This is a genomic window from Pseudomonas sp. CCNWLW23 (genome assembly GCF_037095675.1).
GTDB classification, from domain to species: Bacteria; Pseudomonadota; Gammaproteobacteria; order Pseudomonadales; family Pseudomonadaceae; genus Aquipseudomonas; species Aquipseudomonas atacamensis.
The window spans coordinates 223,114-239,724 of sequence record NZ_JBAWKM010000006.1 but is presented as its reverse complement, the minus strand read 5'-3'; the positions used below and the strand labels follow the sequence as shown (position 1 = coordinate 239,724).

Below are 16,611 nucleotides of genomic sequence, written 5' to 3'. Positions count from 1 at the left end.
GGGATTCGTAGGGGGAGGTGGGGTCGGTTTCGGGTGGGTTGGGTGTTGGTTTGATCATGGTGAAGCTCCTAGAGTCGACGGAGCTGCCAACTTTCGCTGCGATACGAAATGGTTGGTGGCAGCTATACGCGGGTCGCAGACCGGGACTCTAGAACCGGCAGACCCGAAGGTCTCCCACGTACAGCCGCCATAAAAACAGCGGGTGTTGTGCGTCCAGAGATCGACGGGCTGCGAGACCCGATCGCTGATTCGTCAGCGACCGCACCACAATAGAATCAACCCCCTAAGCGCACAAGCCGGCGGATTCTGGCTTGGCTGTAGGCAACGACGCAAGGATTTGTAGCCTGGAGACAGTGTCTGGAGGTGTCTTTTAAACAGCTTCGTTTGAATCGAAGAACTGCGCCGAACCTAATTGCCTCTTCGCGAGCAAGCTCGCTCTAACATTTGTAATACGATCAAACTGTGGGAGCGAGCCTGCTCGCGAAGAGGGCGGAGTAAGCGGCGAATAACTCAGCCTTCCTTCCTCGCTGCGGCAAATCCAGATTATCCAGAACCCGATTGGGGAACCTATGTTCCCGGTAGGTTCGGACTCTGACCATCTTCCGCCATGTTCCGCAACCCAATTGATCGCAGCTTTAGGCCGCAATCTACTGATTCTAGACGTTGCTTCTACGAAGATTACGATGAGAGCACGATCTGCCCTTATACAAGCCTCTACCGGTTTCTGAGACGGTACCCAATTGAGGTGCTGAGGGTATATAACGCAGAATTCCCGACGGCAGAGAGTCCAAAGCGGTATGGTGGGGTGTGCCATTGAGCGATGTAGACGGGGCTTGCTTTACTTGAGGAGTAGGTCCCCTGCCATGAATCCACAAATGAGGTATGCCAATGATCAGAAGACTCCGAACTTGTCTTTTGAAAACCAAAACCTGCAGCTCTGATAAGTGGGTCAGTTGATCTGGAAGACAATGGACTTGGAAATAATTGTGCCCCTATGGATAGCATCCAATTTATGGCCTGCGAGTGTGTGAGTTTTTGAGACACATAGACCAATTCATACACGTTATTGCATACCACTTCGTAGCTGACAATATTGCCCTTGGCGTCCCGCACGCCGATTCGGGCAGTGCCATTACTGGTTGAAACTACATCCCCAGTTGTTGCATTAACGGAAGCGACGTTAGTATTTGATGAGCTGTAATGATACGGAGGGACACCACCTAAAGCCTCCCGGACTCGATGTGCGTTATCATCCAGATAGGCTGTTACAGCACCGGTCGGGGTGTAGGGCGCCGGTGCAGGATAGAAGTGGGGGCCGTCCAATACCATTGGCGTGGGATCTATCGTCAATGCCTGGGCCACATTCATCGTATAAGTACGCACCGGAAGCGGTACTGCCTTCGTTTTGTCCTTGATCCCATCGAGATTGACCGCACAAACCACTCTCAACTCACTTTCATGTTTTCGTGTTTTTAACCACTCGACTGGCGCCGGTAATGAAACCCTGTCCGCCAATTCACTCAGCCCGCCTACGGAAACCTCTTTGGTTTCGGGGTTCCCCTCAGCATCGACGCCTTCAAAGTCAACCCAAACCGGGTGACCCTGTTGCATCAATGGAATCTTTTCAGAAAGCACCCGCGCATCATCCGGCAGATCCGAAACATTGAGTTGCTGTCCGAGTTCTCCTGCAATATTCGATATCGGCAAACGTGGGTCGTCCACTGCGATAGCGTTAATAACTAGCGTGAGGTCCGGGGAGTCAGCTGTAGGAATGCTATTTCGGATTAGCGCCCAACGAAACCTTCGAGTACTCCCTCGACGCGTCACAAGAAATTCTGATGGGAGTTGGAAGTCCACCGTTTTCGATGCATTGAAGGGCATTGAAGGAAACGGCACGCTGCCGGGTAGCGGTTCTTCCTCGGCCAAGAGCGCCTCATCGCCCGGGAGTGCTTCGGGAAAGATGACACGCAAGATGACACCTTGTTCATAGGCCAGGACATCGATCGGAGTGACAGCTGGAGACAGCAATACTGGCGGCTGCATGGCCACAACATTGATCGTATAGACATCGGAACTCTGCCCCGCTCCATACAGTTCCTTCGCCACGAAAACGTGTGTGGTCTTGTCCAGCGCGGTAATGAGCAACGTCCAGACGCCTGTTACCGGGTCGGCAGTCGGCTGCCCCTTTGAAGTGGTGCCATCCAGTACATCGACTTTCTGCCCTTTGGCAGCAACCCCGCTCAAGGTTACGGCGGTTTCGACGGTGGTGCCGCCGTTGGGAATCTCCTCGCCGTTGTCAGTAGCTGTAATCGACTCAATCGTCGGCGCCACATCCTCCACCGCACTCACCGAATACGTGCGCTCCATAAACCGCTTCGCCAACGTTAGATCCTGGCTTTTCCCGAACGAGATAAACATCACCATCGTGAGGGGGCGGCCAGGCATCAAACCGATCAAATCCCCATACGGCGCGAGCGCCTCAAAGAAACCATCCAATACCCACTGCTCATTGACATATGCAAATGGTGCCGCCCAGATGTAGTTCTCATAAGGCGAACCATCAGCGTTTGTGCCTTTGAACAATAACCAGACGAACTGGCCCTCTGCATTGAGCGGAAAACCCGGGCACCACATTTTTCCTTGAGGCGTGAGGTTGGCGAGTTTGAGTTCCGAGCCTTCACCCTGCGAGTCAGCCTCTTTCAGCCGTGGGGCGATAAGCGCTGACTGTGGCAAATTTTGTACGGTGAGGGAAAGTGTCTCGGAAGGCCACTGTTCGCCATCGCGAGTGATGATGTAGCTGACGCTGACGACGTCGCCGAGACTGAACGCCATTAATTGAGGAGAGATATCGTTATTGAGGCCGATCTCGCTGATGGGTTTTGCAGCGGTGACGATGGAGCCTTCGGTGTGTGTACCGGGTTTGGCTGTCCAGCAGACACTGAGCAAATCGGTAGACAGCGTAGTGCCCTGTGGCACGACGATGGTGAGTTTGCTCAGCGCGTCCAGTGGCGCCAAGGTTGTGTCGTTGGCTTGCAAGACGCTGGGTTGTTTCAAGTCCAAGTGAAAGCCGACTACCTGCGCAACGGTGGTATTGGATCTGCCCACCAGATCACCGGGGGAGCCGTCGCCTTTGTCAGGCTCACGCACTTCGTAGAAAACCTTGACCGTGCTGCCTGCGATGATGACTTTCTGGTTTGGCACTTCGATGACGACGAGCTGTTTCTGGCCGAATTCATCCACTATCACCGTGGCGGTTTGTTCATCGACCACATCGGTATGGTCTGGGTGGGTGGCAGTGTAGAACATCCTGACTTGATAACCCGCTTCGAAGCGAGCGTCTGCCGGCACAATGACGACCTTTAGCGGCTGGTCCTTTAATTTGCCCAAGTTGATTTCCGGCGTGTCGCTCGGGTCATTGAGTTGTTCCCGCAGAATTGGTTTTGCAAAGCGGGTTCCATCCAGATCTTCATCGATGATCTGCGGCGGTGACCACTGGGCATCGGGGTCGGCCGAGTTGTTTAGCTGGTCGTAGACCGTAAACAGAAAAGCCATTTTCTTGTCTTGCTGTTTGGCAAGTTCCAGAAATGCCCGGTCTACGTCGAAGTAAATTGTCGTCGGTGTTTCGGAACCGTGATCGGGCGGCTCCGGCGCTTCAGTGGGGCCTACATTGACCTCAAGGATCTTGCCGTTGCACATGAAGCTGATACGGTCATAGGCTCGGCAAAAGGGGTATTGAACAGCCACTCGCGCGGTAACGAAGTCGGGGCCGACACCATTTTTTATCGCGTCAGGCAACAGCAGTTTCAGTTTCGCGTGGCCACCAGGAACGGTTACATCATCTTTCATCCCAGGGCGGATGCGGTTCCAGATATAACTTAACGAAGATGAAGCACCGACGTTTTCGCTGCCGCGCGTGATCGTATAAAACAGGTAAACGATCACGTCATGACGGAACTGGCTCTCTTTTATGTACATCCGAATCGGGGCGTTCACATCTTTTTGAATAGTTGTAGCGTTCAGCAACAGGGGGGTTGTGGTTGAATCCGCAAAATTTGCGTCCTTGACCGGGCCTACCAACGCGGGGTCGAGCGTTGAGTAAAGCCTTACGTCGTCCCCTTCCTGCACAGTGCCTGACAGCGGCGGATCGATATGGATTTGAGCACGTTTAAAGACAAGTTCAGGGGGATAGATGATGACTGCGTGCAGCGGTACACCAATGTCCGCACCTTCGATCGGCCTGGTTTGAAGATGGACCTTGGGCGGGAGCAATTGTAGAACTGTGTTTTCAGTGGAGGACATGGCCATATTTCCTGCGGTGAGTGGCAGGAAGTATCAGAGCCCGAATTCAGGTGAAACACACCTGTCAGATCTGACAGGTATGAGCGGTTTTCTGACGAATGGTCGTCCGGTTAAAGCCATGACTAAGACTGCTCAACGCCGGGGCGGTACAAAGAATTCTGACTTCGAGCCCTAACCACCCTCCTGTAGTGGGCGGGCTCGCCCCCCGAAAATTCGGCGGTGTAACCGCAACCTTGTGCGCGCCTGGGATCCTTGTGGGCGGACTTGCCCGCGAAGGCGTCGGCACTGCCGGCGCCTTATTCAGAGCCCGTCGCGAGACCCGCTACTGCGGCAACTCCAGATTATCCAGCACCCGATTCACCGCCAGTTCGCCGAGCATGATCAACTGCGCAATCCCCATCAGCGTCCGCCGCTGCGATGGCTTTACCAGCCCGGCGAATTCCTGAGCGATGGTTTTGGCCGACGCAAGCGTTTCGCAGGCGTTGGCCAGCAGGTCTTCATTTTTGGTGTCGGCGGTGACGGCGTACATGGCGCGGGGACTGAACGGCGGTGGGGTCGAGCCGGGTGGGCAGAGGTAGTGGTCGAGGGCGCGGTCGGCGGCTTGGTGGAGTTTTTTTGAATCGAGGGATTCGTAGGGGGAGGTGGGGTCGGTTTCGGGTGGGTTGGGTGTTGGTTTGATCATGGGTGAAGCCTCTAGAGTGGTGAAGCTGCCACCGTTCGCTGCTAACGAAGGAGGTGGCGGCTGTACGCGGGTTAGCAGACCGGGACTCTAGAACCCGGCGCACCGAAGTGCCCCACGCAAAGCCGCCATAACGGCAAGACCTTGTGCGTCTAGAGATAACCCGGGCTGCTAAACCCGATCACTGAACATTCAGCGACCGCACCACAATAGAACCCGCCCCCAAGGCGCACAAGCCGGCGGATTCTGGCCTAGCTGTAGGCAATGGCGCAAGAATTTGTAGCCTGGAAGGCGTGTCTGGAGGTGTCTTTTAAACAGCGGCGTTTAAAAGGCAAAAATTGGCGACAGCACGGTAGACGTTTTGCCGGGAAGCAGGTGTTGGCTGTGAGGTCGCTTTCGCGAGCAGGCTCGCTCCCACATGAATCTTCAGTGCTCACAGGGGTTGTGCCCGGGCTGGATCAAAATGTGGGAGCGAGCCTGCTCGCGAATGCAATCTGCCCCTCGACGCTTCAATGCGCGACGGGCAGTGGGTCGACACCCTGAGCATGGCCCGTCTACGCAATAGCCCGAAACCCTGAGTCAGTCGCCCAGTGCGAACGCCACCGCTGACTGCGCATGCAGCTCGGTGGTGTCGAGCAGGGGCAGGGCGCTGTGTTCGGGTTTGATCAGCAGGCCTATTTCGGTGCAGCCGAGGATGATCGCCTGGGCGCCACGGGCGGTCAGGGATTCGATGACGCGTTGGTAGATTTCTCGCGATTGTCCGCTGATCACGCCCACGCAGAGTTCGTCGTAGATGATCCGGTGCACCTCTTTGCGCTCGGCATCATCCGGCACCAGTACGGTCAGGCCTTGGGCGATCAGACGCTGCTTGAGGAAGTCCTGCTCCATGGTGAACGCGGTGCCGAGCAACCCGACCGTGCGCGCGTCGATTTCCAATGCAGCTTGGGCGGCGGGTTCGGCGATGTGCAGGAACGGAATGCTGATGGCGCCTTGGATCTGCTCGGCGACCTTGTGCATGGTGTTGGTACACAGCACCACACACTCGGCGCCGCCAGCTTCAAGCCGGCGTGCGGCATCCACCAGAATCGCCGCTGCATCGTCCCAGCACCCGGCGTGCTGGGCCTGTTCGACCGGGCCGAAGTCGACGCTGTACATCAGCAACTGCGCCGAGCGCAACGGGCCGAGGCGCTCGCGGACCTGTTGGTTGATCAGGCGATAGTATTCGGCGCTGGACTCCCAGCTCATGCCGCCGATAAGGCCGATGGTGCGCATTGGATTTCCTCAAGCAAATGTCAGTGTCGAGCATTCAGGTCTGCCCGAAGTTACCTTCTGTTCGAGACTCGACGCCAGTACCGACTGACTGTACCGCCGATCTTTCCCGCAACTGTGCATCTGCAAGAACTAAACGTACGCCGCGCCGGGGATCTGCCACTATCACCCTTCGCAGGTCCTTTCCGAGGAACACCGCAATGAACGACGTACAGCAACTGGGCGAAATGCTTCGCCACTATGCCGAAAGCGAAGCGCACAAGAAGCAACTGTTCACCACGCAATCGGCTGCTTGGGCGGCTCGGATTGGCGCGCTGTTCGACCAGATCGAGCAATGGCTTGAACCGGTCAAGGCGCCGAATCTGCTGGAGGTCAGTCGCGAGGCGTATGTCGCGTCCGGGCCGAGCGTGCCGGTGGAAACCTCGACATTCAAGACTGAGAAGTTGAGCATTGTGATTGCCGGCAAACCGGTGGAGTTTGTGCCGGATGTGATGGGCAGCGGCGGGCAGATTTCCCTGGCAGTGATGGGGCTGACGGCGGCGCGGTACGGGAGCATTTCCCTGGTTGGCCTGGCGGATGGTGCGTGGCAGTGGCGCAAGACCAATGGTTTGAAGGATCCGGATACGTTTGCGTTTGATGCTAATTTTCTGGCGCAGCAACTGCAAAGCCTGATTCCTCGCGATCGCACCTAGATTGGGACGCAGAGCGTCCCGGGCTGCATTCCCACGCAGAGCGTGTAACGATCAAACACCGCTATCGCGAGCAGGCTCGCTCCTTGGGGGGGTGAGGCGAGTACCGGGGAAACCCTTAGGTTCGGTGCCGATCCGGCATTTTCCCTTGGGTCACTGATGGCCTTTTGGTAGAGTCGCCGTCGCCAGCGGGTTTTCGGCTGGACGATGGAACCGAAGAAGGGAGTCTGATCAGTGAGTCCGGGCAAAAAAATCCTCGGTCTCACGGCGTCGCTTTTGCTGCTGACGCTGTGGGCCAGTTACTTTTACGTATTCAAGGAAAACCGCGACGGCCAGCTTGGCGGTGTCGGTGAAAGCACCGCGTGGTGCGGCACGCCGCCGACCACGGAAGCGGCGTTGCTGGGCAAGGATCAACTGACCTTGCGCGTCACCAACAACCTGCGCGGTGAGTTCATGGTCGGCGGTTCGCTGGTGGTTTCCGAACGCACCTTCAACCGCTACGACCTGGGCCGCAACGAACTGCGCCTGCGTCTGGAACCGTTGCAGTGGTCGTTCGGCGTGACGCCGATCTTCCTCGAGCAGATCAAGGTGCAGCCGCTGAGCCGCAACCTCTCGTCGACCAACAAAAGCGCCTTCGCTGAACTCGAACCACGGCCGATCGGCGTGCACGCCCAGACCGCGGCGTTCCCGTTCGACACTTATCGCTACGGCTACAAACCGGTGCTGTATTACCTCAAGGGCAGCGAGCGCATCGACTTGCGCTTCAAGAACATCACCACGCTGATGGAGATGTCCAACACCTTCACGCCGATCCAGAAGTACAACCGCGCCGACTACATCAACGAGAAAAACTCGATGATTCGCGACGAGGACTACAAGCCTTACGGCGCGCATGAGTGTGCGTTCAGCGTCGAGCGCAAAGGCTCGTTCAAGGTTGTGGTGCTGTTGCTTCTGCTGGTGCTGTGCCTGCCGCTGATGCTGGTGTTTTATCGCGATGAACCGGGGATCGACTTTCTCGCGACGCTGGTGGGGATTGCGGTGGTGCGCACATTGCTGATCGGGCCGGTGGAAGATTTCCAGCTATACAACATCGACTTTTTGTTTGGTGCGGCGATTTTGTTGGTGGGGACGGTGTCGCTGATCAAGGCGATGCGTGCTAATAGCCGGCGGGAGATGGCTTTGCGCAGTGGAGAGACGTCTTCGTGGTGATTGTCCGATTCTGAAAGCCAAGATCAAAAGCCCCTCACCCTAACCCTCTCCCGGAGGGAGAGGGGACTGACCGGGGTGTCTTGGGTGATATATCGAAGTGACAGACCGAGTCGATTACGGATTCAAAGCCGATCGCTCAAGTCGGTGCAATCCTTGAATATTCCCCAATCGGTCCCCTCTCCCTTGGGAGAGGGCTAGGGTGAGGGGCCACCGATCTCCAGCCGATCACTTGAGCGCCGGATCCCCCATATTCATTTTCTTCCAGCCCTGCAACAGCACTTGCGCCTTCGGTTCCTGGCCGCTATCGAGGTAGTACTGAATCAGCGACAGCCGCGCATTGCGGTTGGCCGGTTGTACCTTGAGCAAACTTTCCAGAATCGCGCACGCCTCATCAACCTTGCCGCTCTCATGCAGCGCCACCGCCAGTACGTAGCCGTATTGCGCATTCTCCGGTTCCAGTTGTGCGGCTTTGCGCAGGTAGGACATGGCGTCGGCGGACTGGCCGGCACGGATCAGCGATAACCCGCGCGTGTGCTGCAACAGCGCCGCATCCGGATGCTGCTTGAGGCTGTCATCCAACAGCTTCTGCGCTTCGGTGGCGCGACCATTCGCTTCCAGCCACTGTGCCAGCGTGACCAGCGCCGGGTAGAAGTCCGGGTCACGTTGCAGGGCGCTGCGCAGCAACGGTTCGACCTCGGCACTGCGCCCGCTGGCCTGGTACAGCATCGCCAGATTGAGATTGGCTTCTGCACGTTCGAGCAAGCTTTTCTGCACGACTTCATATTCGGCGATCGCCGCGTTCCAGCTGGCTTGCGCCGCCCCCAGACCATTGTTGCGCGAGGCACCGAGCAGATCCCGCGCGGCGACGATGCGCACGGCTTTCACTGGATCATTGAGCAACGGCGCCAATAACGGCGCACGCTCCGGCGGTGGCAAGAATGCGCTGATTGCCCGCACCGCGCTGTCGCGCACCTGTGGCTCTGGATGTTTGAGATCCTGAGTGGCCAGTTTCAGCGCCTGTTCGCTCGGGTACAGCGGTAATTCCGCCAGCAGCGTCGCGCGCTGGATCGGCGGCAGGTTGCTGCGCTGCAATTGCTGGTACAGCGCGTCGGCGGCGCCGGGCTGGCCATTGCGGATCAGCCACAGGCTTTCGTCATAGCGTGGCGCCTGCTGAGCCGGGGAGGCAGTGGCGTTCCACAATTTGAACTGCGCGGTGACCTTGTCGCCGGCCTTGCCCTGGTGACAGGTCAGGCAGGCGTCTGGGGTGCCGAGTTTCTGCGCACGCTCCGGGTTGGGAATGCTGAAACTGTGGTCGTGCCGAAAGTCGTTGCCCATGTAGAACTTGCCGGGCATGTGGCAATCGACGCACTGCGAGCCGGGCTGGCCCATGGCGTGGCGGGTGTGTTCAATGGAGTCGTAATTCTTCGCTTGCAGACCCTTGCCGTCGACGCCGGCGACCGAGGTCTTGCCCGCCGTGTTGTGGCATTGCAGACACACGGCGTTGCCCGGTGCCTTCAGCTCGTTGCTGTGCGGGTTATGGCAATTGCTGCAGCGCACGCCCTTGTCGAACATTTTGCTTTGCAGGAACGAGCCGTGTTCGAACACTTCGTCCTTGATCTTGCCGTCCAGCGCATAGAGTTCGCGGGTCAGGGCGCTGGGCAGGTAATCGTCCATCAGCCGCTTGCCGACGGTAAAGCCATCGCCCAGCGGTGCGCGGCGGGAATGGCAGCGCGCGCAGGTTTCGATTTCTACCGTGGCGTTCTTGTCCTTGAGATCGACGTCGAAGCCCTTATGGATCACATCGTCTTTTTTCTGCGCCCACTCCAGGTGATTCGACGCCGGGCCATGACAGGCCTGACAGCCGACTCCGAGGCTGTTCCATTGACTGTTGAAGCTGTTGCTCTGCGCATCGAAATTGCGCTTGAAACCGGTGGTGTGGCATTCGACGCACATGAAATTGGCGTTCTGGCTCGGTTTGCTCCAGTGCAGCGGATTCTTGAAGTTCACGCCCTGGCCGGCGTACAGATGAAACCAGCGATTTTTCTCGGAATCCCACGCCACGCCGAGCGCTTGCAGACGCCCCTGACCGACCTCGATCAGATATTGCTGTAGCGGCGCGATGCCGAAGGTGTACGCCACTTTGAAGTCGGCATTCTTGCCGTCGATGCCGGGCGCATTGACCCAGAATTCATCGCCCTTGCGGGTGAACTTTGTTGTCTCGTTTTCGGCCTTGAAGGTCACGTTGTTGAAGTCGCCGAGGGTAGTTTCGGCGGTCGCCGGCTGCATGGCGAGCTGGTGATGCGAGCCTTGCCAGTCCTTGACCTGTTCGCTGTGGCAGCCCTGGCATTGCTGCTCATCGACCATGCTTGCCGGTTTGTTTGCCACAGTCGGTTGCGGCTTGGCTGGCGGTGCTACAGGCGTGCTGACCGCTGCGGGTTTGACGGGGGCCGTCGCCGGGCTGAACAGGAACCAGCCAATGCCTGCCACGGCCGACAGCAGCAGACCGATGGTGATTGGAAACAGGTAACGTGAAAAAGAGGAGGGTGACGCGTCAGGCTCAGGTTGCACCGCTTTGTTTTTGTGCTTGGGCATTGCGACTTCCGTAGTCCGGTGCGTTGGCCTTCTGGCGTGCATACATCTGGATGCAGCTTTGCCGCATGCAGCGCGTCTGTCAAATAAGCGCTGTGACTTGCTGCGCAGCGCCGTGTGAATTTTGTAATTTGCAATCGCAATTGCTGCGGTTTTAGCTATACCTGTAACTCCCCCTATGCAAACGATTTGGCCTTCTGACAGGAGTTACAGCATGAAGCTAGCCGCAATGATGGGCACGCTGTGCATCGCCACCCTGGGTGTGGTGGGTTGTTCCAGCAAAACCGTCGAGCCAGACCAGTACTCCGGTTTTCTCAAGGATTACAGTCAACTGAAGGAGACCAAATCACCGTCGGGTGCCGAGGTGATGCGCTGGATGGACCCGAAACTCGACATCAACAAATTCAGCAGCGTCTATGTCGAACCGAGCCAGTTGTATCCGAAGCCGCAAGCGACGGAAAAAATCCCCCAGCAAACCCTCAATGGCATCACCAGTTATTACGATCAGGCGCTCAAGCGTGAGCTGAGCAAGTCGCTGCCGCTGGCCACCGGCCCGGGGCCTGGCGTCATCGTGATACGGCCGGCGATCACTGCGGTGAGCAGCAAGACCGAAGGCCTGCATGTGTATGAGGTGATTCCGATTGCGCTGGTTGCTGCTGCGGTGAGTACGGCCACCGGTATTCGCGATCAGGAAACCACGTTGGCCACTGAGGCGGTGTTCCTCGACGGCAGCAGTAACAAGGTGGTGGCTCAAGTGGTGCGCAAGGGCACCGGTCAGCCGCTGGAAAATTCCTCGCAGGTGATGAAAGCCACTGATGTCAAAGCGGTGATCGATGGTTGGGCGAGTGACATGCATCAGACGTATCTGAAGCTCAAGTCCGAGGCCAAGTGATGTCGTGAGGCTTGACACCTCTTTGCGAGCAGGCTGGCTCCCGCTATTTTGGTGGGGCCTGCCTCCTGGTTTTTTGGGTACATATCCGTTGCTGCGGGTGTTGCTGATTACGGTTTCGCCCTTACGGCGAGGCACTTTTTCCAAACGCCGAAAAAGTACCCAAAAAGGCTTGCTCCTACGTTCGGCCCTCGCAGGCTCGGGTTCCTTCGCTGCGGGATCGATCCGGGCGCAGCGGCTACGGTTTGCTTCGCTGCACCTCCTTCCGCTGTGTCTGGCTGCGCCAGACGGTCGCTACGCTCCCACCCCCGGATCAATCCCTCCGCTCAGCCTTCCGACGTCGCCGGTGGATCAAGATCAAAAGCACTCGAGCTAACGCTCATTGTTGAGTGGGGCGGCTTCGCCGCGGCAGCTGCGCTGCTTTGCTTTTGCTTTTGTGGGAGCGAGCCTGCTCGCGAAGGCGGCCTGACAGTCGACCTGATTTTTCCTGATGCACACCGCCCCCCTTGTAGGAGTGAGCCTGCTCGCGATGACGGCCTGACAGTCAACCCAAATCACCGGTGGTACTCGGTCATACTGTGGGAGCGAGCCTGCTCGCGAAGGCACCCTGTCAGTCCCCGCCTTACTGCCCGACAAACCAGCGAAAATATGGGTTCGCCCGATCCCCTTGCATCACTTCCCGGATATCCCGCCCCCAGGCGTCCCGATCGCCGTCGTAGGCGTGCAGGCTTGCCCGATAAAACTGCATCAACCGCTGCCGATGCGTTTCCATGCGTTCACTGAACCCGGCATCGGCATTGACCAGTGTAGGTGGCTGATACAGGTCCAGCAGCGCCGGTAGCACGCGGGTGATTTCCTTGCTGCGTACCCATGGCGCGTATTCGATGCGCGGCTGATCATCAGTCACTGCCGGTGCATCGGCGGCGAAGCGCTCCAGGCCGGTGCGATCGGTGACCCAGGTGGCCAGCAGCGCCGCCGCCGAGCCGATGCCGACGTCCTGCAGGGTGTTGCGTACGCTGTCCTGTTGGAAGCGCGCGGTGATTTTCGCGGCGTCCAGTTGCATCGGTTTCATTGAGCCAACCAGCAACATTTCGTGGAACTCGCTGGTCCACAGCGAGGCATGCGGGAACACGTCGAGGAAGCTGCGCACCAGTGAGCGCGAGTCGTCGATATTCTGCGTCGGCAGCGGCAGCCACTGCGCAACGATGCCCTGATCCTGCAAGCGACTGGCGGCCAGCTGGTAGAAGTCCCGCGAATACAAATTGACAACGCCGGCAGCGGAGGGCGGTGGCGGTTCCAGGGTGATCACGTCGTAGGTCTGTGCACTGCGCAGCAGTTCCTGGCGACCGTCGCGCAGGCGAACGTCGACGCCGGGATCGCTGGCGGCATTGAAGTTGCCCTTGAACAGGGGCGCCGCTTTCACCACCGATGGCAGCAATTCGGCAACCACGCGATGTTCCAGCCCCGGATAGCGCAGCATGGCGCCTGCGGTGATGCCGGTGCCGAAGCCGATCACCAGGGTCGAGCGCGGTTCACCGTTGTGGATCAGCAGCGGCAGCAGCGCCTGAATGCGCATGTAGCGCAGCGACGGCATGGCATCGCCGGTGTTCGACACGCCCTGGATGTACAAACGGTGGAAGCTGTTTTCGCCACGTCCCTGAGTGACCACCGCGACCGTGCCGCCGCGTCCTTCCTCGTAGAAGGCCAGCGTGCCGTTGCGTGCGCCGGGCAACAGGCTGGCCAGTTTGTCGACGGGCGTCAGTACCGCCACTGCAACGCAAACCAGACCTAGTGCGACCACGGCCTGGCGCCGACCTTTCGCCACGCCATGGCCCTTGCGCACCGCCAGATAACCGATTGTCGCTGCGACGAGCGCCAGTAGGCCGAGGGTGCGCACAAGGCCCAGCAAGGGAATCAATACGAAGCCGCAAAGCATCACACCGATGATCCCGCCCAGGGTGTTGAACGCGACAACGGCGCCGACATCGCGGCCCACACGTTCGCTGCCGACACTCAGGCGCAGCGCCAGAGGAAACGCCGCGCCGAGCAGCAGGGTCGGCACAAACACGATGCTCAGCGCCGCCACGGCAAAGCGCGCACTCATACCGGCCAGCTCGCTGACGCCCAGACTCAGCAGCCAGGTTTCCGCATGGCTCTGCGCGAGCACCAGCCAGCGGCCGAGCACGGCGATCTCCAGCAGCGCAATCAGACCTGCACCGGCAATCAACAAGCCGAATACGCCCCATGGGTCGCGAATGCGCTCGACGCGACGGGCGAGCAGGGCGCTGCCGATAAACAGCCCGGTCAGGTAAGTCGCCAGCACCACAGCAAACGCATAGGTGCGCGTGCTCATGAATTGCACGATCGATTGTGACCAGACCACCTCATAGCCCAACGCCACGCCCCCGGCGACTGCGTAGAGCCACAGCGCAGTGCGGTCGGGTGCTTTGGCGTTGCCGTGTTTGACCGGCGCGGCCAGCGCCACTGGCTGCTGGCGCTGCAACCACAGCGCACCGGCCGCGGCGAGCAGATTGAGCATCGCGGCGAACAGCGCACTGCCGCGCACGCCGAGGCTGGCGATCAGTACGAACGCGGCGAGCAAAGTGCCGACGATCGCGCCCAGCGTATTCGCCGCATACAACTGACCGCCGGCCTTGCCCGGCTCAGCCGCCAGTGAGCGCACCAGCACCGGCAGCGTCCCGCCCATCAACACCGCCGGAATGCCCACCAGCGCAAACGGCAGCAACCACGCAAGCACGCCGACATGACCTTGCAACCAGGCAAACGCACTGCCCGCCAGACTCATGGCCACTGTCGCGCCAACGCCGAGTATCGCCACCAGTACTTCCAGCCCGGCATACAGCAGAACCGGCTGTTGCAAGCGATCGGCCCAGCGCCCGAATAGCCAGCCGCCGAGCGCGAGCCCGGCGAAAAACGCGCTGATGCCGGTGGTGATTGCATAGACCTCGACGCCGACCACCAGCGACAGCTGTTTGATCCACAACACCTGATAGACCAACGCTGCCGCGCCGGAGATGCATAGCAGCAGGGCAGGGATCATTGAGATGGTGGACGCGGCTTGCGGAACGGGTATGGCCGACGGCTTGCTGGCGATACGTGAGGACATGCGGTGAGCCTTGTTATGGATTGGCTGATGTTGATCGTTCCCACGCTCTGCGTGGGAATGCCTCACTGGACGCTCCGCGTCCGCTTCGGCATTGGACGCCGAGCGTCCCGGGCTGCGTTACCACGCAGAGCGTGGGATCGATCGCAGAAAACCTTGTGGGAGCGAGCCTGCTAGCAAACGAAACCGACCCGGTCGCTTGTTCAAAACAGGGCCGCCCGCCGATGAAGGCGAGCGGCGGTACAGCGGTGTTACTGGGCTTTCTTCATTTTTTCTTCGATACGGCGATCCACGTCCTCGCGGATCTGGTCGATGCTGAAGCTCGCCGGACGCTGGCTAGGTGGATAGTCGACGAAGGTCTGCAGGAACTTCGCCGCGCGGCGGGTACCGTCGAAAATCAGATAGTCGTTTTTCGTCAGCCAGTCATAGTACTGGTCAGACACGACATCGGCGCGTTCGTACGGGTCCATGCGCAGGTTGAACATTTTCGGCACACGCAGGCAGGTGAACGGTTCGCTCCACACCTGCAGTCCGCCCGGCGCGCGTTGCTCACAGAACACCAGTTTCCAATCGTTGAAACGCATGCTGACCAACGCACCATCATCGTTGAAGTAGTAGAACTCCTTGCGCGCGCTCTTGTCGGTTTTACCCGTCAGGTAGTCCAGCTGGTTATAGCCGTCCAGGTGCACTTTGAAGTTCTTGCCGCCGATGTCGGCGCCCTTGAGCAAGCGGTCCTTGATGTCGGTGTCGCCCACGGCGGCCAACAGTGTCGGGAACCAGTCCAGACCGGAGAACATCTGCGTGGAGACTTCGCCTGCCTTGACTTTGCCCGGCCAGCGAATCATCGCCGGTACCCGGTACGCGCCTTCCCAGTTCGAGTTTTTCTCGTTGCGGAACGGCGTCGTTGCAGCGTCAGGCCACGACCATTGGTTCGGGCCGTTGTCGGTGGTGTAGACGACGATGGTGTTCTCGGTCAGCTTCAAGTCATCCAGTGTCTTGAGCAGCTTGCCGACGTCGCCGTCATGCTCGAGCATGCCATCGGCATATTCGTTGCCGACCATGCCGCTTTGGCCTTGCATGGATTCGCGCACGTGAGTGAAGGCATGCATGCGTGTGGTGTTCATCCAGACAAAGAACGGTTTGTCCGCCTTGGCCTGTTTCTCGATGAACGCTTGCGCTGCCGCAGTGGTTTCGTCGTCGATGGTCTCCATGCGTTTCTTGGTCAGCGCGCCGGTGTCTTCAATCTTGCCGTCGGCAAAACTGTGGATCACGCCACGAGGCGAGGCGGCCTTGACGAACTCGGCATCATCCTTGGGCCAGTACGGACGCTCCGGTTCCTCTTCGGCGTTGAGGTGATACAGGTTGCCGAAGAACTCGTCGAAACCATGATTGGTCGGCAGATATTCGTCTTTGTCGCCCAAGTGGTTCTTGCCGAATTGACCCGTGGCATAGCCCTGGGCTTTCAGCGCTTGGGCAATGGTCACATCGCGTGGCTGCAAGCCCACCGGGACCCCGGGCATGCCGACCTTGGACAAGCCGGTCCGCAATGGCGTCTGCCCGGTGATGAACGACGAGCGTCCGGCCGTGCAACTGTTTTCGGCATAGTAATCGGTGAAGATCATGCCTTCTTTGGCAATACGGTCGATATTCGGCGTCTTGTATCCGACCACGCCCATGGAATAGGCACTGATGTTGGTCTGGCCGATGTCGTCGCCGAAGATCACGAGAATGTTGGGTTTTTCAGCCGCTGTGGCGGTTGCCGACAGCGCCATCACCGAGGTTGCCACCAGGGCGAGTTTCGGTAGCCACTTGCGTATGCGAGTCATCTGACTTGCTCCTTTTGCACGGGGGTCGTTTTTTGCGA

The 16,611-nt window shown here is 58.9% G+C and carries 9 protein-coding genes; 3 read left to right on the top strand and 6 right to left on the bottom strand.

Annotated features, from left to right (window positions below; genetic code table 11):
* Nucleotides 1–714: 714 nt before the first annotated feature.
* From V8J63_RS11135 to V8J63_RS11125, 3 genes are all read right to left on the bottom strand, one after another.
* On the bottom strand, nucleotides 715–4,299 hold the full coding sequence (locus tag V8J63_RS11135; protein WP_336464043.1) for a hypothetical protein: 3,585 nt from the start codon (nucleotides 4,297–4,299) through the stop codon (nucleotides 715–717).
* Between the two features lie 322 nt (nucleotides 4,300–4,621).
* Nucleotides 4,622–4,981 (bottom strand): DUF6124 family protein, encoded by a 360-nt coding sequence (locus V8J63_RS11130; RefSeq protein WP_042610027.1) that lies wholly within the window; start codon nucleotides 4,979–4,981, stop codon nucleotides 4,622–4,624.
* A gap of 576 nt (nucleotides 4,982–5,557) precedes the next feature.
* A complete protein-coding gene (locus V8J63_RS11125; RefSeq protein ID WP_197890012.1) occupies nucleotides 5,558–6,250 on the bottom strand; it encodes an aspartate/glutamate racemase family protein in 693 nt (230 codons plus the stop codon).
* A gap of 197 nt (nucleotides 6,251–6,447) precedes the next feature.
* Here V8J63_RS11125 and V8J63_RS11120 point away from each other — a divergent pair, with 197 nt between their 5' ends.
* Complete coding sequence (locus V8J63_RS11120) at nucleotides 6,448–6,939, top strand: hypothetical protein (RefSeq protein ID WP_281119602.1); 492 nt, start codon at nucleotides 6,448–6,450, stop codon at nucleotides 6,937–6,939.
* 231 nt (nucleotides 6,940–7,170) lie between these two features.
* Nucleotides 7,171–8,145: a hypothetical protein gene (locus V8J63_RS11115; protein ID WP_125926903.1), complete on the top strand. Its 975-nt coding sequence runs from the start codon at nucleotides 7,171–7,173 to the stop codon at nucleotides 8,143–8,145.
* Nucleotides 8,146–8,370: 225 nt separating this feature from the next.
* On the opposite strand, the gene V8J63_RS11110 is transcribed toward V8J63_RS11115, so the two are convergent.
* On the bottom strand, nucleotides 8,371–10,737 hold the full coding sequence (locus V8J63_RS11110; RefSeq protein WP_130901996.1) for a tetratricopeptide repeat protein: 2,367 nt from the start codon (nucleotides 10,735–10,737) through the stop codon (nucleotides 8,371–8,373).
* Between the two features lie 211 nt (nucleotides 10,738–10,948).
* Here V8J63_RS11110 and V8J63_RS11105 point away from each other — a divergent pair, with 211 nt between their 5' ends.
* Nucleotides 10,949–11,626 (top strand): DUF3313 domain-containing protein, encoded by a 678-nt coding sequence (locus V8J63_RS11105; RefSeq protein ID WP_024012860.1) that lies wholly within the window; start codon nucleotides 10,949–10,951, stop codon nucleotides 11,624–11,626.
* 619 nt (nucleotides 11,627–12,245) lie between these two features.
* Here V8J63_RS11105 and V8J63_RS11100 read toward each other — a convergent pair.
* A complete protein-coding gene (locus V8J63_RS11100; protein ID WP_130887343.1) occupies nucleotides 12,246–14,750 on the bottom strand; it encodes a fused MFS/spermidine synthase in 2,505 nt (834 codons plus the stop codon).
* 248 nt (nucleotides 14,751–14,998) lie between these two features.
* Complete coding sequence (locus V8J63_RS11095) at nucleotides 14,999–16,573, bottom strand: arylsulfatase (RefSeq protein ID WP_016774612.1); 1,575 nt, start codon at nucleotides 16,571–16,573, stop codon at nucleotides 14,999–15,001.
* Between the last annotated feature and the right edge of the window lie 38 nt (nucleotides 16,574–16,611).

What these genes read in the sequence shown, in the direction of transcription:
- V8J63_RS11120 (WP_281119602.1), top strand. Translation starts at nt 6,448, where the DNA reads ATGAACGACGTACAGCAACTGGGCGAAATGCTTCGCCACTATGCCGAA.
- V8J63_RS11100 (WP_130887343.1), bottom strand. Translation starts at nt 14,750, where the DNA reads ATGTCCTCACGTATCGCCAGCAAGCCGTCGGCCATACCCGTTCCGCAA.
- V8J63_RS11110 (WP_130901996.1), bottom strand. Translation starts at nt 10,737, where the DNA reads ATGCCCAAGCACAAAAACAAAGCGGTGCAACCTGAGCCTGACGCGTCA.
- V8J63_RS11105 (WP_024012860.1), top strand. Translation starts at nt 10,949, where the DNA reads ATGAAGCTAGCCGCAATGATGGGCACGCTGTGCATCGCCACCCTGGGT.
- V8J63_RS11095 (WP_016774612.1), bottom strand. Translation starts at nt 16,573, where the DNA reads ATGACTCGCATACGCAAGTGGCTACCGAAACTCGCCCTGGTGGCAACC.
- V8J63_RS11130 (WP_042610027.1), bottom strand. Translation starts at nt 4,981, where the DNA reads ATGATCAAACCAACACCCAACCCACCCGAAACCGACCCCACCTCCCCC.
- V8J63_RS11125 (WP_197890012.1), bottom strand. Translation starts at nt 6,250, where the DNA reads ATGCGCACCATCGGCCTTATCGGCGGCATGAGCTGGGAGTCCAGCGCC.
- V8J63_RS11135 (WP_336464043.1), bottom strand. Translation starts at nt 4,299, where the DNA reads ATGTCCTCCACTGAAAACACAGTTCTACAATTGCTCCCGCCCAAGGTC.